The sequence below is a fragment of the Isoptericola sp. GX10416 genome, from assembly GCF_056590155.1.
Genome location: NZ_JBWPVO010000002.1, coordinates 219773 through 243814, shown reverse-complemented (window position 1 = coordinate 243814; position 24042 = coordinate 219773). Strand labels below are relative to the sequence as shown.

Here is a 24042-nt window from a genome sequence, read left to right as displayed (position 1 = left end):
GTAGGTGGCGACGCCGGTTGCGCCAGAGCGTCTCATCGGAGCTCGCCTCAGGCCCGCGGGTGGATCAGGTCGTGGATGCCGATGATCTCGTCACGCCGCGGGCCGACGCCGATGGCCGACACGCGGCAGCCCGAGATCTCCTCGAGCCGGCGGACGTACCGCTGGGCGTTCACCGGCAGGTCGGCGAAGGACCGGCACTGCGAGATGTCCTCCCACCAGCCGTCGAGCTCCTCGTAGATCGGCTTCGCGTGGTGGAACGCCGTCTGGTCGATCGGCATCTCGTCGTACCGCTCGCCGTCGACGTCGTACGCGACGCAGACCGGGACCTTCTCCAGGCCGGTCAGCACGTCGAGCTTGGTCAGCACGAGGTCCGTCAGGCCGTTGACGCGTGCGGCATAGCGCGAGATGACCGCGTCGTACCAGCCGCAGCGGCGCGGCCGCCCGGTGGTCACGCCGAACTCGCCGCCGGCCTTCTGCAGGTAGGCGCCCATGTCGTCGAAGAGCTCCGTGGGGAACGGCCCCTCGCCCACCCGGGTGGTGTACGCCTTGACCACGCCGATCACGGAGTCGACCCGCGTGGGCCCGACGCCGGAGCCCGTCACCGCGCCACCGGCCGTCGCGTTGGACGACGTGACGAACGGGTACGTGCCGTGGTCGACGTCGAGCATCGTCGCCTGGCCGCCCTCGAACAGGACGTTCTCGCCGCGGTCGAGCGCCTGGTTCAGGACGAGCCCGGTGTCGGCCACCATCGGCCGGAGCCGCTCGGCGTGCTGCAGCAGCTCCTCGACCGTCTCCTGGACCTCGATGGCCCGGCGGTTGTAGACCTTCACCAGCAGGTGGTTCTTCTGGTCGAGCGCACCCTCGATCTTCTCCGCGAGGATCTTCTCGTCGAAGAGGTCCGCGACGCGCAGACCGACACGGTTGATCTTGTCCGCGTACGCGGGCCCGATGCCTCGGCCCGTCGTGCCGATGCGGCGCTTGCCCAGGAACCGCTCGGTCACCTTGTCGACGGTGCGGTGGTAGCCGGCGATGACGTGCGCACCGGACGAGACGAGCAGGCGGGAGACGTCCACACCCCGCTCGATCAGCCCGTCCAGCTCCTCGAAGAGGACCTCGATGTCCACCACGACGCCGTTCGAGATGACCGGCGTGACGCCGGGCGACAGGATGCCGGACGGCAGGAGGTGCAGGGCGTACTTCTCGTCCCCGATGACGACGGTGTGCCCGGCGTTGTTCCCGCCGTTGAACTTGACCACGTAGTCGACGCGGTCTCCGAGAAGATCGGTCGCCTTCCCCTTGCCCTCATCGCCCCACTGGGCGCCGACGAGCACCACGGCTGGCATGGATCAACTCTCCTCGTGAATCGGTGAGCCCGGGGACTGCCGCCGGGCTCACCGAAGTTTACCCGGCCATGACCTGGGCCCCGGCGGGGACGACGCCGGACGGCCGGACGGCGCGTCAGGACGGCCGCGGGCGTTGCGGCAGCTGGACCGGCGTCGCGCCGGTGGACGTGTCCGACGGCTCGCACTGGTGGTCGTGGTCGATGCGGAACAGGTCGAGGGCGCCGCAGACCTCCAGCACGAACAGGTCGCGCTCGTCGGCTCCGCGCAGCACCGTCGCACCTCCCCGCTTGCGGCCGGAGTCGGCCAGGGAGATGAGGAACGCCGCCCCCGTGGAGTCCATGAACGTGACCCCGCACATGTCGATCACCAGCAGCTGCCGGCGCAGCCCCACCACCCGCGCCGCAATCTCGGGGAACTGATCTCGCTCGGCAAGATCCAGGTCCCCGGCGATCACGAGCGTCGTCGTCGTCGAGGACGTCGCGATCTCGATCATGCGCACGAGACTACCCGCGTCCAGCGCTCGACGACCCCTCGAAGCCGCATCTCGCCGCTCACCCCCGGTGCACAGCGTGTGCGGCGCGTCGATCGCCTGGGACAATGGTCGGCATGAGCACCTCCCAGCCTGTGGAAAACCTTCTCGGTGGGCCGCCCCCGACGCACCTGCCGGACGAGCACGCCGCATCGCGGGCCGCCCTCGAGGAGGGTCAGAACCCCGCCCACGTCGCCGCCGCGGACCCGGCGTCGAGCCTCGCGTGGGCAGTCCTGGCCGAGCAGACGCTCGACGGTGGCGACGACGTCGTCCACGCGGTGACCGCCTACGCCTACGCCCGCACCGGCTACCACCGCGGGCTCGACGCGCTGCGTCGCGCCGGCTGGCGCGGCCAGGGGAAGATCCCCGCCGACCATCTCCCCAACCAGGGGTTCCTCCGGGCGCTGCTCGCCCTGTCCCGGGCCGCCGACCGGATCGGGGAGGACGCCGAGGCCCACCGGTGCGCCCAGTTCCTCGTCGACGCCGGCACCTCCGCGAGCGAGGTGCGCGCGCTGAGCTGAGCCGCCCGGCTCAACCGGGCAGCGGCGCCGAGCTCTCCGGCTCGGTCGGCTGCGGCCGCAGCTTCGCCCACACCAGCTTGCCGGAGCCCGCCGGGCGCCAGCCCCAGTCCGCCAGCCGCTCGACGATCTGCATGCCGAACCCGCCGACCCGGTTCGGGTGCCCGTCCGTGGCCACCGGCGGTGCCGGGTTGGCGTCCTCCACCTCGATCCGCAGACCGTCGCCCGTGTCGAAGAGCCGCAGCGCGATGTTGCCCCATCCGTGCAGCACGCCGTTCGCCACGAGCTCGGAGACGACCAGCTCGGCAGCGGCCGACTCCGACAGCCCCCAGGCCTGGCAGGTGCGCAGCACCGCGTGCCTCGCCCGCCCGATCGACGCCGGCTCGCTCGGCAGCAGCCAGCGCCGCGAGCGCGGGCTCAGGGCCGTCACCTGGGCGTCCTGCACCGGGTCCGGGACCCGCACGACCACGATCGCCACGTCGTCCTCCGGCGAGTCGGCGAGCCGGGAGAGCAGCTCCTCGCCGACGCCCGCGGCGTCCCGCGCCGTGATGCGGGCCGACATCTCCACCAGGGTGTCCAGGCCGACCTTCAGCGACCGGTCGCGGCGCTCGATGAGGCCGTCCGTGTAGAAGAGCAGGATGTCGCCGCGGTGCAGCACCTCGCGGCCCGTCGTCCGGGTCGTGTTGCCGAACCCGACGAGCGAACCGCCCGCTCCCGAGAGCTGTCGGACGTCGCCGTCGCGCAGCAGCAGCGGCGGCAGGTGCCCGGCGCGGGTGTACTCGACCGACCACGAGTCGTCGTCGGCCACGTGCCGCAGCGTGGCGTAGACCATCGAGGCGGGGCGCGGGACGCGCATCCCGGCGACGAGCTGGTCGACACGGTCGAGCACGGTCCCGGGCGTCGTCAGCTCGTAGGCGTAGGCGCGCACCACCGACCGGAGCTGGCCCATCGCGGCCGCGGCCTCGACGTCGTGCCCGACGACGTCACCGATGACGAGGCCGACCGTGCCGTCCGTGATCTGCAGGACGTCGTACCAGTCGCCGCCCACCTGGGCGTGCTCCGCGTTGGGCGCGTAGTAGGTCCACACGTCGAGGCCCGAGACGTCGGCCTGCTCGGGGAGCATGGCACGCTGCAGCGCCTCGGCCAGGCGGTGCTCGCGGGCGTACAGGCGGGCGTTGTCGATCGCCGTGCCGGCGCGGCGGGCGACGACCTCGACGACGGTGAAGATGTGCTCGGGCCCGGGTTCCGACCAGCCGCCGACGTCGGCGGACCCCGGCCCCCGGGCGGCGTCCCCGTGCCACGTCACCAGCAGGCCCAGCACGCGGCGTCGGCCCGCCACGGCGTGCACGACGACGGAGCGGGGCACGACGCCGGACTCCTCCACGACGCGGTGCACCAGGTCGCGGCGCAGCCAGCCGGACGCGGAGTGCGGGCCGTAGGACCCGCTGAGGTCGAGCCGGACCGGGCCGTCCAAGACGCCGTCGAGCAGCTCCTGGACGTGGTCGACCGAGGGCGAGGTCTCCGGCGTGCGGGCGCTCCCGTCCGTGCCGCCCGCCGGTTCCTGCGGCGGCACGTCACCGTTCAGGTCGTCGGTGTGCCAGCTCTCCGGCACGTATCTGGTGTGACGGCGGCCGCGGCCGGACGGCGGCGACGCGACGTCGACCCCCTCGGCGTGCTGCAGGCCGTCGTCGTTGAGGTAGAAGCTGCTCCACGGCACGATCGAGCGCAGCAGGTCCGCGATGTCCCGCAGCGCGTACGGGTACTCCAGGTCGCCCAGGAGCTCCGTCGTCTGGGCGATGAGGTCCAGATCGGCGCGCTGGCGGCGCTCGACCTCCAGGGAGGCGAGCTGGGCCGCCTGCTGGTCGACGTACTCGGAGACGTCGGTCGTGATCCCGACCCAGCGCACCTCCTCGCCCTCGGCGTGCGCCATCGGCGTGACGTCCACCTGGAGCCAGCTGACGCCGCCGTCCCGCTTGCGCGCGCTGACGATGCGACGCATCGAGCGCCCCGCGGCCAGGTCGGCCTGCGCCGCGGCACGGTTCGGGTCGTCCTCGACGAGCGCCAGGAGCGGGTGCGGCCCCAGCATCCGCAGCCCGTCGACACCCACGCCGACGAGCCGCTCGAACGCGTCGTTGACCCAGATCACCGGCATGCCGGTCTCCCAGGGGCCCGTGACGAAGGCGGGGACGGTGGTCGTGGTGATCGCGACGGCGAGCTGCTCGCCGGAAACGGGCGCCGCGATCGACGGATGGTGGGGCAAATCGGTCATCAGCCCTCCGTTTCCGACGTGTCGCGGCGAAGTTGGTGCATTCGATGCACATTCAACCGTAGATTGGTGTCCGCTGAGACCCGAGAAGAGCGAGCAGCTCGAGGAAGGAGCACCGTGCAGGAGGGATCGAACGCGACGCCGAGCACCCCCACGTCCGGCGACGGCACGGAGCACACCGCTCCCCAGATCGGTGACCCGGCGAGCATCCACGTCATCGTGGGCACGTCCCGGGCACGCGTGGTCCTCTCGGGCGAGATCGACGCCGACGTCAGCGCAGAGCTCGGCGAGGCGATCTCCGACGCCGAGGCCTCCGGCCTCCCGGTGGAGCTCGACGCGCACCACGTCACCTTCATGGACTCCTCCGGGGTCGCGTTCCTGGCACGCCTGGCATCCCGGAGCCCCCACAAGGTGCGGGTGCTGCGCGCACCGCCCACCGTGCGGTTCCTCCTCGAGGTGACGCGCATCGGCGAGCTGCTCGAGATCGTGGACGAGGACCCCGGCGTCGACCTGGACATCACCACCGCCGGCCCTCGATGACGCACGACGCCCCTCCGCCGGGTCACCGGCGAAGGGGCGTCGTGCACGCTCCCTCAGGAGAGGGTCACATCTTGTGCCCGGCCGAGCGCAGCCACTGGCAGGCCTCGACGATGCGGGCGGCCATGCCGGCCTCGGCCAGCTTGCCCCACGCGCGCGGGTCGTAGGCCTTCTTGTTGCCGACCTCGCCGTCGACCTTCAGGACGCCGTCGTAGTTGGTGAAGAAGTGACCCGCCACCGGACGCGAGAACGCGTACTGGGTGTCGGTGTCGATGTTCATCTTGATGACGCCGTTGTCGACCGCCGTGGCGACCTCCTCGGCGGTGGAGCCCGACCCGCCGTGGAACACGAGGTCGAACGGGTTCTCCTGGCCGATCTCGGCGCCCACGGCCTGCTGGATCTCCGCGAGGATCTCCGGGCGCAGCTTGACCGCACCGGGCTTGTACACGCCGTGCACGTTGCCGAACGTGAGGGCCGTCAGGTAGCGGCCCTTCTCGCCGGCACCGAGGGCGCGGACCGTGGCCAGGCCGTCCTCGACCGTCGTGTAGAGCTTCTCGTTGATCTCCGCCACGTGGCCGTCCTCCTCGCCACCGACGACGCCGATCTCGACCTCGAGGATGGTGCGCGCGGCCTGCGACAGCTCGAGCAGCTCCTCGGCGATGACGAGGTTCTCCTCCAGCGGGATGTCCGAGCCGTCGAACATGTGCGACTGGAAGGTCGGGTTCTTGCCGGCCTTGACCTGCTCCGCCTCGAGGGCGAGCAGCGGGCGGACCCAGGAGTCGAGGTTCTTCTTGACGCAGTGGTCGGTGTGGATCGCGATGTTGACGGGGTAGTTCTTCGCGACCTCGGCGGCGTACGCGGCGAGGGCCAGCGAGCCGGTGACCCGGTCCTTGATCGTGGCGCCCGACGCGTACTCGCCGCCGCCCACGGAGACCTGGATGATGCCGTCCGACTCCGCCTCGGCGAAGCCCTGGAGCGCGGCGGTGACGGTCTGCGACGAGGTGATGTTGACGGCGGGGTAGGCGAACTTGCCGGCCTTCGCCCGGTCGATCATCTCGGCGTAGACCTCGGGGGTTGCGATAGGCATCTGCGGTACTCCAATGAGGGAACGTACGAGGAACGCAGGCGGGCGGTGACACACCCTCGCTGGTGGCTGGCGGCCTCCTGGGCCCACATGCACCCGGATTTTCTCATGACCGGGTCATGGGCGTCACATCCGGGCTCGCAGAGCGAGACGGTCGCCCGCGTCACGCGTGCTGCAACGCCCAGGAGTGCATCGCGATCGCGGCCGCCGCACCGGCGTTCAGGGAGCGTGTGGAGCCGTGCTGGGTGATGTGGACGACGACGTCGCACGCCGCCTGGGCCTCGGGCGTCAGCCCGCTCGACTCCTGACCGAACAGCAGCACGCAGCGGGCGGGCAGGTCCCGACGCTCCAGCGGGACGGAACCCGGCACGTTGTCGACGCCGACGATCGGCAGCCGCTCCCCCTGCGGGCCTGCACCTGCCGCCCAGGCGACCAGCGCCGCCGCGTCCGGGTGGTGGTCCACGTGCAGGTAGCGGTCGGTGACCATCGCGCCCCGACGGTTCCACCGCCGTCGGCCCACGATGTGCACCCCGGCGACGTTGAACGCGTTGGCCGTACGCACCACGGAACCGATGTTGAGGTCGTGCGCCCAGTTCTCGATCGCCACGTGCAGGAACGCGTCGGTGGCGCGGCGGTGGTCCAGGTCCGCGACGATCGCCTCGACGGTCCAGTACCGGTAACGGTCGACGACGTTGCGGCGGTCGCCGTGAGCGAGCAGCTCGGGGTCGTACCGGGGGTCGTCCGGCAGCTCGCCGGGCCAGGGCCCCACGCCGACCCGCTCGCCGGCGGGCTCACCGGCGGGCTCACCGGCGGGCTCACCGGCGGGCTCACCGGCGTCAGGCATGCTCCTCGCTCCGCGACGACTCCCACCAGATCGCGGCGCCGACGACGGCGGCACCCGCCACGGCGAGCAGGGCCGGCCCGACGACGGTACCGGCGCCCGGCGGGGCGAGGAGGCCCTGGTCGGCGTCCTGCCACGGCCACAGCGCCCGCAGGGAGCCGATCATGAGCCCCGCCAGGACCGCCATGGTGACCTGCCGGCGATGCTCCAGGAGCCAGTGCAGCAGCTTGACGAAGCTCGCCAGGCCGGCCACGGCGCCGAGGGCGAACGCACCGACGAACGCCAGGTCGCGGTCCTGGACCGCCTGCTGCACGGGCACGTAGAGCCCCATGACCAGGAGCAGCGTCGATCCGGACACGCCGGGCAGCACGAGCGCGTTGATGGCGATGGCCGCACCGACGAAGACGTACCAGAGGGAGGGCTCGGCGACCTCGGCAGGAGGCAGGCCCACCAGGAAGAACCCGACCACGACGGACGGCACGAGGATCGCGCCGTCGAGCAGGCGGAAGCGGTGCGGCATCATCCGCAGCGGGACGACGACCGCCACCGCGATCATGCCGAAGAACAGCGCTCGCATCATGACGGGGTGGGACTCGACGAGCGGGGCGACGACGCTCAGCGAGACGAGCAGGAAGACGGCCATGCCCACCAGGACCGGGAGCAGGAAGCGCCAGTCCACCGCCCGCAACGCCCGGCCGGCCGGGCGGAGCCCCTTGCCCTGCGCGACACCCTGGACCAGCTCCCGACCCGCGTGCACCACCTGGTTCGCGCCCGTCAGCAACCGGTCGTAGAGGCCGGTCACCAGGGCGATGGTGCCGCCGGAGATCCCGGGCACGGACTCGGCCATCCCCACGAACCCGCCACGCAGGGCGAGCCCGGGCGCCGCCCGCCACGTGGTGCCTGCAGGAGGGACGGCGTGGCGGCGCACGGCGCCGGAGTGCGTCGGGGGTTCGTGGGCCTCGTCAGTCACGGGACGAAGCCTACGGCTACGGTGTGCCCATGACGGACCGACAGATCGAGTGCTGGCTCACCGACATGGACGGCGTCCTCGTGCACGAGGGCGAGGCGATCCCCGGCGCCGCGGAGTTCATCGCGACGCTGCGCGACGCGGGGCGACCATTCCTCGTCCTGACGAACAACTCGATCTTCACGGCACGCGACCTGGCGGCCCGGTTGTCCCGCTCCGGCATCGAGGTGCCGGAGTCGGCGATCTGGACGTCCGCCCTCGCGACCGCCAAGTTCCTGGCCGACCAGGTGCCGAACGGCTCCGCCTACGCCATCGGCGAGGCCGGCCTGACCACGGCGCTCCACGCGGCCGGCTACACCCTCACCGAGACCGACCCGGACTACGTGGTGCTCGGTGAGACGCGCACCTACTCGTTCGAGGCGATCACCAAGGCGATCCGGCTCATCAAGGGCGGCGCGCGGTTCATCGCGACCAACCCGGACACGACCGGGCCGTCCACGGAAGGGCCGTTGCCGGCCACCGGTGCCGTCGCCGCGATGATCACCGCGGCGACGGACCGCTCGCCGTACTACGTGGGCAAGCCGAACCCGATGATGTTCCGCTCGGCCCTCAACCGCATCGACGCCCACTCGGAGACGACGGCGATGATCGGCGACCGCATGGACACCGACGTCGTGGCGGGCATCGAGGCCGGGCTGGAGACGTTCCTCGTGCTCACCGGCTCGACCGCGCGGGACGAGGTCGACCACCACCCGTTCCGCCCGTCGCACGTGGTCGACTCGATCGCGGATCTCATCGCCCGCGTCTGACCCGCCCCGCCACTTTGTTGTGGGCGCGATTTCTGGCCCGAATTGCCTCGATTGCCCGGCTTGAGGCACCAGAAATCGCGCCCACAACGCCTCGGCCCGGCGGGGCTATCGGCTGAGGCCGAGGTCGTCCAGGTCGAAGAGGTAGTGGTACGGCACGCCGAGGGCCTCGATCTTCTCCCCCGCCCCGGTCGCACGGTCGACGATCGTCGCGCAGCCGAGCACCTCGGCACCCGCCGCGCGCAGCGCCTCGATCGCGGTGATGGGTGACCCGCCCGTCGTGGTGGTGTCCTCCAGCACGACGACCTTGCGGCCCGCGACCTCGGGCCCTTCGATCTGCCGCTGCATGCCGTGCGTCTTGGCCGACTTGCGCACGACGAACGCGTCGAGATCCTGCCCGCGCGACGCCGCGGCGTGCAGGAGCGCGTCGGCGATGGGGTCGGCGCCGAGCGTGAGGCCGCCGACGGCGTCGACCTCGGCCGTACCCAGCCCGACCTCCTCGAGGTGGTCCAGCAGCACGTGCCCCACGAGCGGGGCCGCCCGGTGGTGCAGCGTGATGCGGCGCAGGTCGACGTAGTAGTCGGCCTCCGCACCGGAGGAGAGAGTCACCTTCCCGTGCACGACGGCGAGCTCCTTGACGAGCTCGAGCAGCTGCTCACGGGGGGTCGGGGAGAAGTCCGCGGAAGTCACGGCACCAGGGTACGCGGGCCGCATCCTCTCCCACGGCGCACGGCCGCGCCCTCGACACGGGCGCACTACCTCGCGCTGGCGGGGCACTACCTCGGCTGGCGACCTCGGCGATGTGCGGGGCACACACGATATATGGCCAACACTACGTGTATGCCATATACTCGTGTACGGCATACACAGTCCTGAGGAGGCACCGCCGTGAACCCACCGATGATCGAGACCCGAGGGCTCCGCAAGTCCTACGGGCACCACCCCGTCCTGCGCGGCGTCGACCTGACGGTCCGCCGCGGCGAGATCTTCGCCCTGCTCGGCGCGAACGGCGCCGGCAAGACCACCACCGTCAACATCCTCACCACGCTGCTGCGGCCGGACGGCGGCACCGCCGCCGTCGCGGGCGCCGACGTGATCCGCGAGGCCGCGACCGTCCGCCGTCGGATCGCACTGACCGGGCAGTACGCCTCGGTGGACGAGTTCTCCACCGGGACCGAGAACCTCGTGATGATGGCCGACCTGGCCCACCTGCCCCGGCGTGCCGTCCGCCGCCGTGCCACCGAGCTGCTGGACAGGTTCGACCTCGCCGACGCCGGCCGGCGCAAGGTCGCCACCTACTCCGGCGGCATGCGGCGCCGGCTCGACCTGGCGATCAGCCTCGTCGCCGACCCGGACGTCCTGGTGCTCGACGAGCCGACGACAGGACTCGACCCGGCCTCGCGCTCCCAGCTCTGGGAGGTGGTCCGCGGGCTCGCCGCCGACGGCACCACCGTGCTGCTCACGACCCAGTACCTGGAGGAGGCCGACCGCCTCGCGGACACCATCGCCGTGCTGGCCGACGGCCAGGTCGCCGCCCGCGGGACCGCCACCGAGCTCAAGACGCTGGTCTCCGGCGAGCACGTCCGCGTCACGTTCGACGACGCGACGAGCCTCGCCGCCGCGCGCGACGTCACGTTCGTCGGCATGCCCGGGCTCGACGGCGCCGAGACCGACCACCGGACCCTCGCGCTGACCATCCCCAGCATCGAGCCCGTGCGGACGATCCGTGCCGTGCTCGACCGCGCCGACGCCGGCGGCCTCGCCGTCTCCGGCGTGAGCGTCGTGAAGCCGACGCTCGACGACGTCTTCCTCGCCCTGACCCAGCAGCCCGCCCACCAGCCCGCACCGGAGGCCGCACGATGACCACCACGACGCCGGCCGCACCGCCAGCGGCCTCGACAGCACCGACCCGCCGCAGCCCGCACCGCCACGCCCCGCTGCGCGACGTCGCGACGATGTCCCGGCGTGAGGCCCGCCGCAGCATCCGCTCGGTCGACGGCATCATCACCGCCTTCGCCCTGCCCGTCCTGATCATGGTCGTGTTCGTCGTCATCTTCGGCGGCGCGATCAGCGGCGGCAGCGGCTCGTACATCGACTACGTGGTGCCCGGGGTGCTCATCATGTGCCTCGGGATGAACTCCGCGACGGCGGCGGCCGCCGTCGCGCAGGACATGACCTCCGGCACCATCGACCGGTTCAAGACCCTGCCGATCTTCTCGCCGTCGGTGCTGTGGGGGCACGTCGTCGCGAGCGTCGTGCGCAACCTCGCCTCCGCCGTCCTCGTCGTGCTCGTCGCCCTCGCCCTCGGGTTCCGGCCCGACGCCGGCCCGGCAGGCTGGCTCGGGCTGGTCGCCTTCGCGACGTTCGCGATCGTCACGTTCACCTGGATCAGTGCCGTCCTCGGACTGGTGATGAGCGTGGACTCGGCGCCGTCGCTCAACATGCTCTTCCTGTTCGTGCCGTACCTCAGCTCGGGCTTCGTGCCGGTGGAGACCATGCCCGACTGGCTGCACGGGTTCGCCGAGAACCAGCCGTTCACGCCGATCATCGAGACGGTGCGCGGCCTGCTGATGGGGAACCTCGAGACGTCCACGCTCCTGGTGGCGTGCGCCTGGCTCGCCGGGTTCCTCGCGCTCAGCCTGGTGGCGGGGTCGCTGCTCTACCGCCGGCGCACTGCCCGGTGACACCCACGTCGCCGGCGGTCGCCCCTCGGTGGGCGGCCGTCGGCGATGATGTCCCCATGACGGACGCACCCGAGCTCCCTCCCCGCCTCGCCCTCGCGTGGGGGGTCGCCGAACGCCCGGAGCGCGCACCCCGGCGCGAGCTGAGCATCGAGCGCATCGTGGCCGCCGCCGTCGCGATCGCGGACGCCGACGGGCTCGGCGCCGTCTCGATGGCTCGCGTCGCCAAGAGCCTCGGCTTCACCACGATGTCGCTGTACCGGCACGTCACCAGCAAGGACGACCTGCTGCTGCTCATGCAGGAGTCGGTGATCGGCGCCGAGTTCCCGCCTGCGCACGAACCGGCCGACTGGCGCGCCGAGCTGAGCGAGTGGGCGCTGTTCACCCTGGAGATCTTCCGGCAGCACGGATGGGTGCTCGACATCCCCGTCACCGGCGCACCCATGACGCCGAACAACCTGCGCGCCACGGACGCCGGGCTGCGCGCGCTGCGGTCCACGCCGCTCGCGGACGGCGAGAAGATCGCGGCGCTCCTCCTGGTCAGCGGGTACGTGCGCAACGCTGCCCTGCTGGCCCGCGACCTCGACCGGGCGATCGCGGATGCGGGCGGCGACCAGGGGGCCACCGGCGTCGCGTACGCCGAAGCCCTGGCCGAGCTCGTCGACGAGGTCCGCTTCCCGTACCTGCGCCCGCTCGTCGAGCACGGCACGTACGTGAACCAGCCGGGCGGCCTCGACGAGGTGGACGACATCCGCTGGGGCCTGGACCGGACGCTCGACGGCCTCGCCGTCCTCATCGACGCACGCTCCGCCGATGCCGGGGGCCACTGCACCGGGGCAGACGGCGTCGCACCGCCGTCGGGCACCGACACCGGGGATGGCGACACCCTCACCGAGGAGGCCGCCGAGCGGGCGCGGGTCTACGCGGGCGACCCCAAGGTCAAGAAGGCGGCGACCAAGCGCAAGGACGCCGAGCGCAAGGTGCGCGAGGCTCGCAAGAGGCTCCGCGAGCTGGAGAAGGCCGAGCAGGCCGCCCGCAAGGTCGAGGCCGAGGCCGCGCACCAGGCGGCGGACCGCGCCGCCCGGCAGTAGGCCTCAGCCCGGCAGCACGTCAGCCCGGGAGGGTCTCAGCGCTGTCGGCCGATCGCCCGCACCGCCGAGCGTGGCAGCACCCGAAGGAGCGCCGAGGCGGCCTTGTAGCGGACCGACGGCGTGGAGATGACCACGCCGCGACGGACGTCCGCGAGCGCCTGCGCGACGACGAAGGGCGCGTCGAGCCAGGCGGCGTCGGGCATCTGACTCATCGAGAGCCCGGCACGGTCGTGGAACTCGGTGTGCGTGTAGCCGGGGGACAGCACGGTGGCGGTGACGCCGGAGCCCTGCAGCTCGACGGCGAGCCCTTCGGTGAAGGAACGCACGTAGGCCTTGGCGGCGGCGTACGTGCCGCCCGCGGTGAGGGCGGCGACCGAGCCGACGTTGAGGACGGCGCCACGCCCGCGGGTGGACATCTGCCCGACGGCGGCGTGGCTGAGCTGGACGACGGCGCGCACCATGACGTCGACGGCGTCCAGCTCCGTGCCGACGTCCCCGCCGACGAACCGTTGCGCGGTCGTGAACCCGGCGTTGTTGACGAGCAGGCCCACGGGGCGCCGCTCGTCGCCCGGCTCGTCCCCGGTGACGGCGAGCCGCTCGGCGACCCGGGCGACGTCGTCCGGGTCGGACAGGTCGGCGGGCAGGACCTCCACCTGGACCCCGGCGGCGGCGCGGATCTGCCCGGCCACCTGCTCGAGGCGCTCGGTGGTGCGCGCCACGAGCACGAGGTCGTGGCGTGCCGTGGCGAGCTGCCAGGCGAACTCCAGTCCGAGGCCGGCGGTGGCGCCGGTGACGAGCGCGGTTCCCATGAACGCACTCTATGGCCCTAGGGTGCGTGCGTGCGTATCGCCACGTGGAACGTCAACTCCCTGCGGACCCGGCTGGACCGCGTGCTGGCGTTCCTGGAGCGCTCGAGCATCGACGTGCTCGCGCTGCAGGAGACGAAGTGCCGCGACGACCAGCTCCCGGTGGCCCCGTTCGAGGCGGCCGGCTACGAGGTCGCGCACACGGGGTACCACCAGTGGAACGGTGTCGCGATGGTCTCCCGCGTGGGCCTGGAGGACGTCGCGACGTCGTTCGCCGACCAGCCGGCGTTCGGCAAGCCGGGCCAGGAGCCGCGGGTCGAGGCGCGCGCGATCGGCGCGACCTGTGGCGGCGTGCGGCTCTGGTCGCTCTACGTGCCGCACGGGCGTGCGCTGACGGACCCGCACTACGCGTACAAGCTCGCCTGGCTCGACGGGCTGCGCGCGGACGCCGCGGCGTGGCTGCAGGCCGACCCGAGGGCGCAGGTCGGCCTGCTTGGCGACTGGAACGTGATCCCTCGTGACACGGACGTGTGGGACGTGACCGCGTTCGAGGGGCACACGCACGTCTCCGCCCCGGAACGGGCGGCCTTCGCGGCGTTCGAGGAGGCCGGGTACACCGAGGTCACCCGCGAGCACCTGCCGGCCGAGCACACCTACACCTACTGGGACTACCAGCAGCTCGCGTTCCCGCGGAACCGCGGGATGCGCATCGACTTCGCCTACGCCTCGCCGGCGCTGCGCGACCGCGTCACGTCGGTGGCGATCGACCGGGACGAGCGGCGCGGCAAGGGCGCCAGCGACCATGTCCCGGTCGTGCTGGACCTCGCCGGTTGACCGCGGCGCCGGCAGATCGATCGACACGCTCTAGGTTGTTCCCATGACCGACGTTCCCGACCGCTCCGAGGACCCGCTGTTCGTCTCGCCCGGCCCGGGGCCGGCCGGGACGCCAGGCCCGGAGGGAACGCCGGGCCCGGAGGGGACGCCAGGCCCGGGGCACCGCGGGTCCGACGGCGGCACCCCGGCAGGCCGGTCCGCGGCGGTCCACCGGCCGGTCGTGCCCGAGGACCCGGCCGCGTACGGGGCGCGCTGGGGAGCTCCCGGCGGGCCGACGCCGGCCGACCGCGCCGCCGCCCGCCGTCGGGCACGGGTCTGGGTGTTCTCGGTGCTGGCCGTGGTGGTGCTGGTCGTGGCGGTGGCCGCGGGGGGTTCGTGGTGGGCGAACCGGGCGCACGACCGCGCGTGGGAGCCGGTGGCAGCCGACGTCGTCGAGCCGACCTCGGCTCACGCGGTCCAGCTCGTGCTGGGCTCGTGCGTGGCCGACGTCCCGGGCTCGACGTCGGTGGACACGGTCGAGGTGGTCCCGTGCCGGGACGAGCACACGGCGCAGGTGGTGGGGCGGCACGACTCGGCGGCCGACGAGGTGTGGCCGGGCACCGACGTCGTGGTGGCGCGTGCCGCACGCGGGTGCACCCCGGAGCTGCTCGGTGCGGGAGCGAGAGGCTCCGACGACGTGGCCGACCTGACCTGGGTGCTGTGGACTCCCAGCGAGGAGTCGTGGGCCGAGGGCGACCGAGCAGGTCTGTGCGTCGGCGTCTGGCCCGCTCCCCGGACGGGCAGCCTGCTCGAGTGAGCCGGTCCGGCGCGCCCTCACCCTGAGTTGTGAAGGTCTCGGCATGACCTGCGAGAACGGTGCCCCGCAGCCCTCGGATGGTGGCGCTCTCATCGGGCACTCGTGATATATCGGGCGTCGATCCGTCCCTGTGTGGCGAGAAATAGAGCGATTTGCCGTATCGAGGAGGAATGCGCCCGCCGACGCATTTCTTCACACCTTCTCCCCGAGTGGCCCCACAACCCATCGTTATCTGATTGTGATCTGCGAGGAACTCGCCGCTAGCGTGCCCGGGTCGCCCCATGTCCGGGGTGAACGGTCGGGCCGCAAGCCGAGTGCTGCCGGCGGCCCGACATCACCGAACCCACGGCAGCAGCGGGAGAACCACGTTCTTCGGGCGGACTCGTGCCGCCCTCGGGGTTAAGCCGTCTCACGACGGCGGGCCATCACTTCTCGGCCTCATCCGACAGCTCATCTCGCAGGCTGGAGAGGTCGCCATGTCAATGCACCACAGTGCTGCGCGCCCGCAGGGCGCCACCACCGCGCGCATGCCGCGCCTGCGACGCTCGACCGTCGCCATCGCCCTGTCCGCCGCGCTCGCCGGCGGCACCGTCGTCGCCGGAGCCGGGCAATCGTCGGCAGCGCCCTCGCCCTCCGCGGCGACCGTCTCGACGACACACCTGCCGACCGCCGGCCACGGCGTCATCACGGCCAAGAAGTCGAAGCCCGTCGTCAAGGCGTCGGTCTCGCGCAAGACCGCCAAGCAGGGCAAGGGCAAGACCCGCCCCAAGTTCACCGTGCAGGTCACGAAGGGCGGCGACGCCGTGAAGGGCCGCGTCCGGCTCTTCGTCGACGGCAAGAAGGTCAACGTCAAGAAGCTGAACAAGAACGGCATCGTGCGCATGAAGCCGCTCCTGAAGCGCTACGACGTGGGCAAGAACCGGATCCGCCTGACCGTGGTGCCCGCCAGGTCGACCGGGCTGGCCAAGGTCAAGAAGCACCGCACCATCACGCTCAAGGCGAAGCAGAGCCGCGGCGCCAAGGTCGTCAAGGTGGCCAACCGCTACGTCGGCCACCGCTACTCCTACGGCGGCACCAGCCCGTCGTCCGGGTTCGACTGCTCGGGCTTCACCTCGTACGTGTACAAGAAGGCGGTCGGCAAGAAGCTGCCGCGCACGACGTCCGCACAGAAGCGGGCCGGCAAGACGGTCTCGCGGTCCAAGGCCCGCCCCGGCGACATCGTCTACACCCCGGGTCACGTCTCCATCTACGCCGGCAACGGCAGGATCATCGAGTCGGCGCGTCCCGGCGTCGGCGTCGTGAAGCGCAAGATGTGGCAGAACAACCCGACGTTCATCCGCATCTGAACCGTCCGGACGGCACGTCAGGCTGGGCCCGCACTCCCCCGGAGTGCGGGCCCAGCCTGTTCTGCCGCGAGGCCTCCACCAAAAGTCGTAGCCCACGTTCCCCCTCCCGCCAGAAGCGACGACGGCGTCGCCCCGGCCAGTCTGGAGGCACCGCACCGCACCGGCGCGGACACACGAGAGGGGAACACGTGCCCGCCATACAGATCACCGGCCTGCGCAAGTCGTACGGAACGTTCGACGCCGTGCAGGGCGTCGACCTCACGGTCGAGAGCGGACGCGTCGTCGGGCTGCTCGGCCCGAACGGCGCGGGCAAGACCACGACGCTGCACGTCCTGCTCGGCCTCGCCGCGCCCACCGCCGGCGAGGCCCTCGTCCAGGGCCGCCGTCACAGCGACCTCGACGACCCCGCGCGGACCGTCGGCGCGCTCCTCGACGCCGGGGGTCTGCACCCCGGACGCACCGGCCGCGACCACCTGCGCATCCTCGCCCTGGCCGGCGGGATGCCGGCCCGCCGGGTCGACGACGTCCTGGAGATCGTCGGGATGACGCCCGCCGCCGACCGCCGCGTCCGCACCTACTCGCTGGGCATGCGGCAACGTCTGGGCCTCGCCGCGGCACTCCTCGGCGATCCCGGGATCCTCGTCCTCGACGAGCCCGCCAACGGCCTCGACCCGGCAGGTATGCGCTGGCTGCGCGAGATGCTGAGGTCCTTCGCCGACGGCGGTGGCGCCGTCCTGCTCGCCAGCCACGTCCTCGCCGAGGTCACCCAGGTGGCCGACGACGTCGTCGTGGTCGGCCAGGGCCGCGTCATCACCGCGGGCCCGCTCGACGAGCTCGTCCAGGACTCCTCCCTCGAGGACGTCTACCTCGACCTGACCGCCACCACCGCAGGAGTGCGCTGATGTTCCGTGCCGAGATGCTCAAGCTCCGTTCCACCCGCTCTCCCTGGGTCATCGGGATCGTCGCCGTCGCGGGCGCCGCGCTCGTCCAGGCCCTGACCATCCTGATGCCCCGTGTGCTCCAGGGCCTCGACGCGTTCGCGGCGTCCACCGGTTCCGCCGGGCCCTCGGCGGACCTGATGCCCGAGCTCGGCGCCCTGACCGACGTCGGCGACGCCACGGTCCAGCGCGGCATGCTCGACCTGCTCGGCAACGGCCCCTCGGGCACCGGCTCCGTCGGTGTCGTGACGCTCTGCCTGCTGATCCTGGGTGCGCTGGCGGGCACCACCGACTTCCGCACGGGCGGCATCGTCCCGACCGCTCTCGTGGTGCCCTCCCGCACCCGGATCCTGCTCGGCAAGGCGACCGCGACGGCGGTCGCAGCGCTGGTGATCGGCGTCGCGCTCGCACTCGTCTCAGCCCTCGGCCTCGCGACGGCCGTGCTGACCGCCCCGGGCGCCGAGCTGGCCGTCGGTGCCGATGAGATCCTCGGCATCTGGGCACGCGGCCTGGGCGTCCTCGTGGCGTTCACCTGGCTCGGCCTCGGCATCGGCGTCCTCGTGCGCGGACAGGTCGCGGCGATCGTCGTCGTGGTGGCGCTCGCGTTCGTCGAACCCATGGTCCAGGCGATCGTCGCGCTGCTGTCCGCCGGCGGGTCGTCGGCCATGTCGTGGCTGCCGCTGACCATCGGGGCACTCGCCTCGGCCGGCCAGGGCGCCGGCGGCATGCTCGGCGGTACCGAGACGATCGGCGTGGCGGCCGCCCTCGCCGGGCTCGCGGCGTGGGTCGCCGTCGTGCTCGGCTCCGGAGCGGTGACGTTCCGCCGCCGCGACCTCCTCTGAGACCGCCCGGTCCGGAGGCACCCGGCCTGCGGGCCCGGTATCTCCGGCCGGTAGTCTCGGCCCCAGCACCCGACGGACGAGAGGCAGCTCGCGTGATCGGCTCCCTGCGCCGGCGTCTCCGCGCCGACCCCACCACGCCCGTCGGCCGCGACGCCGTCCTCGGAGCGGTGGTCGCCGTGCTGACCATCGCGTTCTTCCTGGTGGTCGAGAAGATCGCGCTCGACGACGTCGTCGTCCTGCTCGTCGACCAGGGCACCGACGCGGCGCAGATCGAGGGCCGCGGCCGGTTCGCGGTGGTCGCCGTGATCGTCGCCCAGGCGATGTTCCTGACGCTGCGCCGGCGGTCACCGCTGCTGTGCCTCGCGCTCGTCGCGGGCGCGCAGGTGGCCCTCGTGGCCGTCATGTCCCCGATCATGTCGTTCCAGGCGCCGGCCACGCTCGTCGCGGCCTACTCGGTGGGCGCGTACGCCCGGCGACACGTCGCGCTCGGGTGGGCCGGCGGCGCGGCCGTGGTGCAGACGCTCCTCGGCTTCGTGCTCACCGGGCCCGTCCCCGAGCACCTGCCCGCCACCGGGACGGCCGCGACCCAGCTGTGGACCGGGCTCCTCTCGGCGCTGGTGGCGTACGTGGGCGCGACGCTGATCGGTGTGTACGTGGGCACCCGCCGGGAGCTCGAGACCCAGCTGCGCGGACGTGCCGAGCAGGCGGAGCGCGAACGGGAGGCCCTGGCCTCCCGCGCGGTGCTCGAGGAGCGCAACCGCATGGCGCGCGAGCTGCACGACATCGCCGCGCACCACCTGTCCGGGATCGTCGTCCAGGCCGCCGCGGCGGAACGCCTCGTCGGCACCGACCCGGACCGCGCCCGGGAGTCCCTGCGCTGGATCCGCACCCAGGGGCGCTCCACCCTGGACGACCTGCGGCTCGTCGTCGGCCTCCTGCGGTCCGGGGACCGACCGGACGGCCGGGACGGCAACGACGGGGACGCGCCGCAGCCGACCCTCGCCGACGTGCCGCAGCTGTTCGCGCTCGCCCGCTCCACGGGCGCCGACGTCCACCACGAGACCCGCGGCGAGGAGCAGGACGTCCCGCCCCACACCCAGCGCACCGTCTACCGGGTGCTGCAGGAGTCCCTCGCGAACGCCCGTCGCCACGCCCCCGGGCAGCCCGTCACCGTCGTGCTCGACCACCGGCCGGCCGAGCTCGTGCTCACCGTCCGCAACCGGGTGACCGTGCCCGGCGGCGCGTCGCGCACGGCGGCCGACGGCAGGAGCTCCCGTGCCGCGCCACCGGGGCACGGCCTCATCGGCATGTCGGAGCGCGCCGTGCTCGTCGGCGGGACCCTGGAGGCGGGCGCCACGCCGGACGGCGCCTGGCGGGTGCGGCTGACGGTCCCCCGCGCCGTCGTCACGCAGGAGGCCTCATGACCCGCGTCGTGCTGGTGGACGACCAGAGCGTCGTCCGCGCAGGGTTCGCCGTCATCCTCGGCAGCGAGGGGATCGACGTCGTCGGCGAGGCATCGAGCGGCACGCAGGCCGTCCAGGTCGTGCGCGCGCTGCGCCCCGACGTCGTCTGCATGGACGTGCGCATGCCCGGCGGGGACGGCATCACCGCGACGCGGGAGCTGGCGGGCCCCGGCGTCGCCGACCCGGTCCCCGTGCTCGTGGTGAGCACGTTCGACCTGGACGACTACGTGTTCGGCGCGCTGGAGGCCGGCGCCAGCGGGTTCCTCCTCAAGGACGCCGACCCGGACGTGCTGGTCGACGCCGTCCGGCGGGTGGCGTCCGGCGACGGCCTGGTGGACTCCTCGCTCACGCGCCGGGTCCTCGACGAGTTCGCCCGTCGCCGGGCGCCGGCCGCCCGCGACGACGGCGCGGCCGCCCTCCTGACCCCGCGCGAGCACGAGATCGTGACCCTGCTGTGCCAGGGCTCGTCCAACGCGGAGATCGCCGCCGCGCTGTTCCTCGAGCCCAGCACCGTGAAGTCGCACCTGGGCCGCGCCATGACCAAGACCGGCACCCGCGACCGCGTCCAGCTCGTCGTCTGGGCGTTCGAGCACGGGCTCGCCGGCTCCGTCAGGCGTTGAGCACCTCGGGGGCCACGGTGAGGCCCTCGCCCTCCGGGTCGCGGTCGACCACGACGACGTCGCCGTCGGCCACGTCCCCAGAGAGCAGGAGCCGGGCGAGCCGGTCGCCGATCTCGCGCTGCACCAGACGCCGCAGCGGGCGGGCGCCGTACGCCGGGTCGAACCCCTCGAGCGCGAGCCATTCGCGCGCCGCCTCTGTCACCGACAGGGTGATACGGCGGTCCGCGAGCCGCGCCGCGAAGGCCGCGACCTGCAGCTCGACGATCCGTCCCAGCTCGGTGATCGACAGCGCGTCGAACACGACGACGTCGTCCAACCGGTTGAGGAACTCGGGCTTGAACGACGCGCGCACCGTCGTCAGGACGCTCTCCCGCTTCGTGGCGTCGTCCAGGGTTGGGTCCACGAGGAACTGCGAGCCCAGGTTCGACGTCAGCACCAGGATGGTGTTGCGGAAGTCGACCGTGCGTCCCTGGCCGTCGGTGAGGCGGCCGTCGTCGAGCACCTGCAGCAGGATGTCGAAGACCTCGGGATGGGCCTTCTCGACCTCGTCCAGCAGCACCACGGAGTAGGGCCGACGGCGCACCGCCTCGGTGAGCTGGCCGCCCTCCTCGTAGCCGACGTATCCCGGAGGAGCACCGACCAGGCGTGCGACCGAGTGCTTCTCGCCGTACTCCGACATGTCGATGCGGACCATCGCCCGCTCGTCGTCGAACAGGAAGTCCGCGAGCGACTTCGCGAGCTCCGTCTTGCCCACGCCGGTGGGGCCGAGGAACAGGAACGATCCCGTCGGCCGGTCGGGGTCGGCGACGCCGGCCCGCGAGCGCCGCACCGCGTCGGACACCGTGCGGACGGCGCTGCGCTGCCCGATGAGCCGCTCGCCGATGACGTCCTCCATGGCCAGCAGCTTCTCCTGCTCGCCCTGCAGCATGCGGCCGGCGGGGATGCCGGTCCAGGCCGCGACGACCTCGGCGATCTCGTCGGCGCCGACCTTGTCGGCGATCATCGGGGCCTCCTGCGCGACGTCCTCGGCCGCGGCGACGGAGGCCTCGGCCTGCTCGGCGTCGGTCAGCTCGCGCTCGACGGCGGGGATCTCGCCGTACTGGACGCGCGCCGCACCCTCGAGGTCGCCCTCGCGAAGCTTGCGCTCGGCCTCCACGCGGAGCTCGTCGAGCCGGGCGCGCAGGTCGCCGACCCGGTTGTGCCCGGCCTTCTCGGCCTCCCAGCGGGCGGTCAGGGCCGCGAGCTGCTCGCGCTTGTCGGCGAGGTCGGACCGGAGGCGCTCGAGGCGCTCCTGCGAGGTGGCGTCGGCCGAGTTGTCGGCCTCGGAGAGCACGACCTCCTCCATCTCGAGCCGTGTGACAGCGCGCTGCAGCTCGTCGATCTCCACCGGCGAGGAGTCGAGCTCCATGCGCAGGCGGGACGCGGCCTCGTCGACCAGGTCGATGGCCTTGTCGGGGAGCTGGCGGCCGGAGACGTACCGGTCGGACAGCGTGGCGGCCGCCACGAGCGCGGAGTCGGCGATGGTCACCTTGTGGTGGGCCTCGTACCGCTCCTTGAGTCCGCGCAGGATCGCGACCGTGTCCTCGACCGAGGGCTCGCCGACGAACACCTGCTGGAAGCGGCGCTCCAGCGCCGGGTCGGTCTCGATGTGCTCGCGGAACTCGTCCAGGGTGGTGGCGCCCACCATCCGCAGCTCGCCGCGGGCCAGCATGGGCTTGAGCATGTTGCCCGCGTCCATGGCACCTTCCCCGCCGGCGCCGGCACCCACGACGGTGTGCAGCTCGTCGATGAAGGTGACGACCTCGCCGTCGGACGACGCGATCTCCTCGAGGACGGCCTTGAGGCGTTCCTCGAACTCGCCGCGGTACTTCGCCCCGGCGACCATGCCGACCAGGTCGAGCGCGACGAGGCGCTTGCCCTGCAGCGAGGTCGGGACGTCGCCGGCGACGATGCGCTGCGCGAGCCCTTCGACGACGGCGGTCTTGCCGACGCCCGGGTCACCGATCAGCACAGGGTTGTTCTTGGTGCGGCGGGACAGCACCTGCACGACGCGGCGGATCTCGGCGTCCCGGCCGATGACGGGGTCGAGCTTGCCGTCGCGGGCGCGCGCGGTGAGGTCGGTGCCGTACTGCTCCAGCGCCTTGTAGGTGCCCTCGGGGTTGGGGCTGGTGACCCGGCCCGAGCCACGGACGGCGGGCAGCGCGGCGCGCAGCGCGTCGGCCGTCGCACCCGCCGTCGTCAGCGCCTGCGCCGCCGAGGACTGACCGGCGGCCAGGGCGATGAGCAGGTGCTCGGTGGAGACGTACTCGTCACCGAGCGCCTCCGCCTCCTGGGCGGAGGTGGTCAGGGCGGACTGCATCGACCGGGACGGGGACGGCTGGGCCACTCCCTCGCCGCTCACGGTGGGCAGCGCGACGAGCGCCGCGCGCGTCTTCTGGCCGATCTGCTGCGGGTCGGCCCCGACGGCCTCGAGGAGCCCGACGGCGACACCACCGGACTGCTGCAGCAGCGCGGCGAGCAGGTGGGCCGGCTCGAGCTGGGGGTTGCCGGCCGCCGACGCCGACTGCACGGCGTCGCCGATGGCCTGCTGCGACATGGTCGTGAACTTGGTGTCCATGGATCCTCTCCGTGTCCGCTCTGGGGTGCTGCCGAGTTCAACCTCCGCAAAGTTGAGTCTATTCCACTCAACCCTGTGGTGCATCACGCCGGGACGCCCCCGGGACGATCTGCCGCCAGCGCGTGCCACCGCCGCTCCCGTGGGCGATGCTGGACGGGTGCAGACACCCACCCGAGGCCGAGGCCGCCTCCGCACCGCCGTCGTCGCCCTGCTCGCCGCCGTCGGGCTGTTCGCCCTCGCCGGCTGCATGAAGGTCGACATGGACATGACCCTGTCGGACGACGACACCGTCTCGGGCTCACTGACCATGGCCTTCTCCGACGAGCTCGCCAGCACCATGGGCATGGACCCGCAGGAGCTCTGGGACCAGGCCGGCGGCGAGATCGCCAGCGACCTGCCGGAGGGTGCGACCCAGGAGCCGTACGCGGACGGCGAGTACACCGGCACCACGATGACCTTCAGCGACATGCCGATCGACGAGCTCTCCGGCGCCGGCACCGAGGAGCTGTCCATCACCCGCGAGGGCGACGAGTACGTCATCCAGGGCACCATGGACATGACCGACGACACCGGGCAGCTCGAGTCCCTGCCGGGCGGCGTCGCGGAGAGCTTCGACGTCCGGCTGGCCGTCACGTTCCCGGGCGAGATCACCGACACGAACGGCACCGTCGACGGCAGCACGGTCGAGTGGCGTCCCGCGATGGGCGAGAGCACCGAGATCTTCGCCCGCGGCGAGGCCGGCGGAGGGTTCGGCTCCGGGTTCCCGTGGTGGATCGTGGGCGTCGTCGTGGGTCTGGCCGTGATCGCACTCGTCGCGGTCCTCGTCGTGCGCAACAACCGCCGCCCCGGCACCGCGCCGGCCGGGACCGCGCCGGCCGGGACCGTCCCGCCCGGCGGGGCGCAGGCGCCGAACCCGTACATGCCCGGCGGCACGCCGCCCCAGCCCGGTTCGCCGCTCAGCCAGCCGCCCGTGGCCACGCCGGCACAGCCGCCGGTCGCTTCCCCGCAGCCGCCGGCGGAGCCGCCGCACCCGGCCTCCGAGCCGCCGCAGGCTCCCGGCGGCGCACCGGAGGAGCCGGGCGAGCCGGGCGAGCGCCCTGACCCGCCGCGCTGAGTA

General features: G+C 72.7%; 23 protein-coding genes and 1 riboswitch. Of the genes, 14 read left to right on the top strand and 9 right to left on the bottom strand.

What is annotated here, in order from left to right:
- Positions 1 to 47: 47 nt before the first annotated feature.
- Both ACWAT2_RS04935 and ACWAT2_RS04930 read right to left on the bottom strand, forming a co-directional pair.
- The gene (locus ACWAT2_RS04935) at positions 48 to 1343 is read right to left on the bottom strand and encodes an adenylosuccinate synthase (protein ID WP_402373525.1); all 1296 of its coding nucleotides are present in this window, start codon (positions 1341 to 1343) and stop codon (positions 48 to 50) included.
- A gap of 115 nt (positions 1344 to 1458) precedes the next feature.
- The gene (locus ACWAT2_RS04930; RefSeq protein WP_402373522.1) at positions 1459 to 1836 is read right to left on the bottom strand and encodes an STAS domain-containing protein; all 378 of its coding nucleotides are present in this window, start codon (positions 1834 to 1836) and stop codon (positions 1459 to 1461) included.
- A gap of 113 nt (positions 1837 to 1949) precedes the next feature.
- On the opposite strand from ACWAT2_RS04930, the gene ACWAT2_RS04925 reads away from it, so the two are divergent.
- The gene (locus ACWAT2_RS04925) at positions 1950 to 2393 is read left to right on the top strand and encodes a DUF3151 domain-containing protein (protein WP_402373520.1); all 444 of its coding nucleotides are present in this window, start codon (positions 1950 to 1952) and stop codon (positions 2391 to 2393) included.
- A gap of 10 nt (positions 2394 to 2403) precedes the next feature.
- On the opposite strand, the gene ACWAT2_RS04920 is transcribed toward ACWAT2_RS04925, so the two are convergent.
- Complete coding sequence (locus ACWAT2_RS04920; RefSeq protein ID WP_402373518.1) at positions 2404 to 4659, bottom strand: ATP-binding SpoIIE family protein phosphatase; 2256 nt, start codon at positions 4657 to 4659, stop codon at positions 2404 to 2406.
- Between the two features lie 114 nt (positions 4660 to 4773).
- Here ACWAT2_RS04920 and ACWAT2_RS04915 point away from each other — a divergent pair, with 114 nt between their 5' ends.
- Positions 4774 to 5196 (top strand): STAS domain-containing protein, encoded by a 423-nt coding sequence (locus tag ACWAT2_RS04915; RefSeq protein ID WP_402373515.1) that lies wholly within the window; start codon positions 4774 to 4776, stop codon positions 5194 to 5196.
- 64 nt (positions 5197 to 5260) lie between these two features.
- Here the strand turns inward: ACWAT2_RS04915 and fbaA are convergent, their stop codons facing one another.
- From fbaA to ACWAT2_RS04900, 3 genes are all read right to left on the bottom strand, one after another.
- Positions 5261 to 6280 (bottom strand): class II fructose-bisphosphate aldolase, encoded by a 1020-nt coding sequence (gene fbaA, locus ACWAT2_RS04910; protein ID WP_402373512.1) that lies wholly within the window; start codon positions 6278 to 6280, stop codon positions 5261 to 5263.
- 160 nt (positions 6281 to 6440) lie between these two features.
- The gene (locus ACWAT2_RS04905; RefSeq protein ID WP_402373509.1) at positions 6441 to 7121 is read right to left on the bottom strand and encodes a TrmH family RNA methyltransferase; all 681 of its coding nucleotides are present in this window, start codon (positions 7119 to 7121) and stop codon (positions 6441 to 6443) included.
- Positions 7114 to 8088 carry a DUF368 domain-containing protein gene (locus ACWAT2_RS04900; protein WP_402373506.1) on the bottom strand — a complete coding sequence of 325 codons (975 nt, stop codon included), beginning with the start codon at positions 8086 to 8088 and terminating at the stop codon, positions 7114 to 7116. The genes ACWAT2_RS04905 and ACWAT2_RS04900 overlap by 8 nt, the downstream gene beginning before the upstream one ends.
- Positions 8089 to 8117: 29 nt before the next feature.
- Here ACWAT2_RS04900 and ACWAT2_RS04895 point away from each other — a divergent pair, with 29 nt between their 5' ends.
- Entirely contained in the window at positions 8118 to 8894 is a 777-nt protein-coding gene (locus ACWAT2_RS04895; protein WP_402373504.1) for an HAD-IIA family hydrolase, read from the top strand.
- A 105-nt stretch (positions 8895 to 8999) separates the two neighbouring features.
- On the opposite strand, the gene pyrE is transcribed toward ACWAT2_RS04895, so the two are convergent.
- Positions 9000 to 9605, bottom strand: a complete 606-nt coding sequence (pyrE, locus tag ACWAT2_RS04890) for an orotate phosphoribosyltransferase (protein WP_402373501.1) — start codon at positions 9603 to 9605, stop codon at positions 9000 to 9002.
- 186 nt (positions 9606 to 9791) lie between these two features.
- On the opposite strand from pyrE, the gene ACWAT2_RS04885 reads away from it, so the two are divergent.
- Genes ACWAT2_RS04885 through ACWAT2_RS04875 form a run of 3 tightly spaced genes read left to right on the top strand, consistent with a single transcriptional unit; the run spans position 9792 to position 12663 of the window.
- Complete coding sequence (locus tag ACWAT2_RS04885; RefSeq protein ID WP_480048560.1) at positions 9792 to 10754, top strand: ATP-binding cassette domain-containing protein; 963 nt, start codon at positions 9792 to 9794, stop codon at positions 10752 to 10754.
- Positions 10751 to 11575: an ABC transporter permease gene (locus ACWAT2_RS04880; RefSeq protein ID WP_402373496.1), complete on the top strand. Its 825-nt coding sequence runs from the start codon at positions 10751 to 10753 to the stop codon at positions 11573 to 11575. The genes ACWAT2_RS04885 and ACWAT2_RS04880 overlap by 4 nt, the downstream gene beginning before the upstream one ends.
- A 56-nt stretch (positions 11576 to 11631) precedes the next feature.
- Positions 11632 to 12663 carry a TetR/AcrR family transcriptional regulator gene (locus ACWAT2_RS04875; RefSeq protein WP_402373494.1) on the top strand — a complete coding sequence of 344 codons (1032 nt, stop codon included), beginning with the start codon at positions 11632 to 11634 and terminating at the stop codon, positions 12661 to 12663.
- A gap of 35 nt (positions 12664 to 12698) precedes the next feature.
- Here ACWAT2_RS04875 and ACWAT2_RS04870 read toward each other — a convergent pair whose 3' ends face one another.
- Positions 12699 to 13472, bottom strand: a complete 774-nt coding sequence (locus ACWAT2_RS04870; protein ID WP_402373491.1) for an SDR family NAD(P)-dependent oxidoreductase — start codon at positions 13470 to 13472, stop codon at positions 12699 to 12701.
- A gap of 30 nt (positions 13473 to 13502) precedes the next feature.
- Between ACWAT2_RS04870 and ACWAT2_RS04865 the strand changes: the two genes are divergently transcribed.
- The 7 genes from ACWAT2_RS04865 (at position 13503) to ACWAT2_RS04835 (ending at position 20308) form a co-directional block, all read left to right on the top strand.
- Complete coding sequence (locus ACWAT2_RS04865; RefSeq protein ID WP_402373489.1) at positions 13503 to 14303, top strand: exodeoxyribonuclease III; 801 nt, start codon at positions 13503 to 13505, stop codon at positions 14301 to 14303.
- Between the two features lie 43 nt (positions 14304 to 14346).
- Entirely contained in the window at positions 14347 to 15099 is a 753-nt protein-coding gene (locus ACWAT2_RS04860) for a septum formation family protein (RefSeq protein WP_402373487.1), read from the top strand.
- A 325-nt stretch (positions 15100 to 15424) separates the two neighbouring features.
- Positions 15425 to 15574, top strand: a riboswitch (cyclic di-AMP (ydaO/yuaA leader).
- A gap of 1 nt (position 15575) precedes the next feature.
- On the top strand, positions 15576 to 16445 hold the full coding sequence (locus ACWAT2_RS04855; RefSeq protein ID WP_402373485.1) for a C40 family peptidase: 870 nt from the start codon (positions 15576 to 15578) through the stop codon (positions 16443 to 16445).
- A gap of 188 nt (positions 16446 to 16633) precedes the next feature.
- On the top strand, positions 16634 to 17347 hold the full coding sequence (locus ACWAT2_RS04850; protein ID WP_402373482.1) for an ABC transporter ATP-binding protein: 714 nt from the start codon (positions 16634 to 16636) through the stop codon (positions 17345 to 17347).
- Positions 17347 to 18225 carry a hypothetical protein gene (locus tag ACWAT2_RS04845; RefSeq protein WP_402373480.1) on the top strand — a complete coding sequence of 293 codons (879 nt, stop codon included), beginning with the start codon at positions 17347 to 17349 and terminating at the stop codon, positions 18223 to 18225. Before ACWAT2_RS04850 ends, ACWAT2_RS04845 begins: the two co-directional genes overlap by 1 nt.
- A 92-nt stretch (positions 18226 to 18317) precedes the next feature.
- On the top strand, positions 18318 to 19649 hold the full coding sequence (locus ACWAT2_RS04840) for a sensor histidine kinase (protein ID WP_402373478.1): 1332 nt from the start codon (positions 18318 to 18320) through the stop codon (positions 19647 to 19649).
- Entirely contained in the window at positions 19646 to 20308 is a 663-nt protein-coding gene (locus tag ACWAT2_RS04835) for a response regulator transcription factor (protein ID WP_402373476.1), read from the top strand. Before ACWAT2_RS04840 ends, ACWAT2_RS04835 begins: the two co-directional genes overlap by 4 nt.
- Here the strand turns inward: ACWAT2_RS04835 and clpB are convergent.
- The gene (clpB, locus tag ACWAT2_RS04830) at positions 20298 to 22925 is read right to left on the bottom strand and encodes an ATP-dependent chaperone ClpB (protein ID WP_402373474.1); all 2628 of its coding nucleotides are present in this window, start codon (positions 22923 to 22925) and stop codon (positions 20298 to 20300) included. The genes ACWAT2_RS04835 and clpB overlap by 11 nt on opposite strands.
- Positions 22926 to 23082: 157 nt before the next feature.
- On the opposite strand from clpB, the gene ACWAT2_RS04825 reads away from it, so the two are divergent.
- On the top strand, positions 23083 to 24039 hold the full coding sequence (locus tag ACWAT2_RS04825) for an LppM family (lipo)protein (RefSeq protein ID WP_402373471.1): 957 nt from the start codon (positions 23083 to 23085) through the stop codon (positions 24037 to 24039).
- The last annotated feature ends 3 nt before the right edge of the window (positions 24040 to 24042 follow it).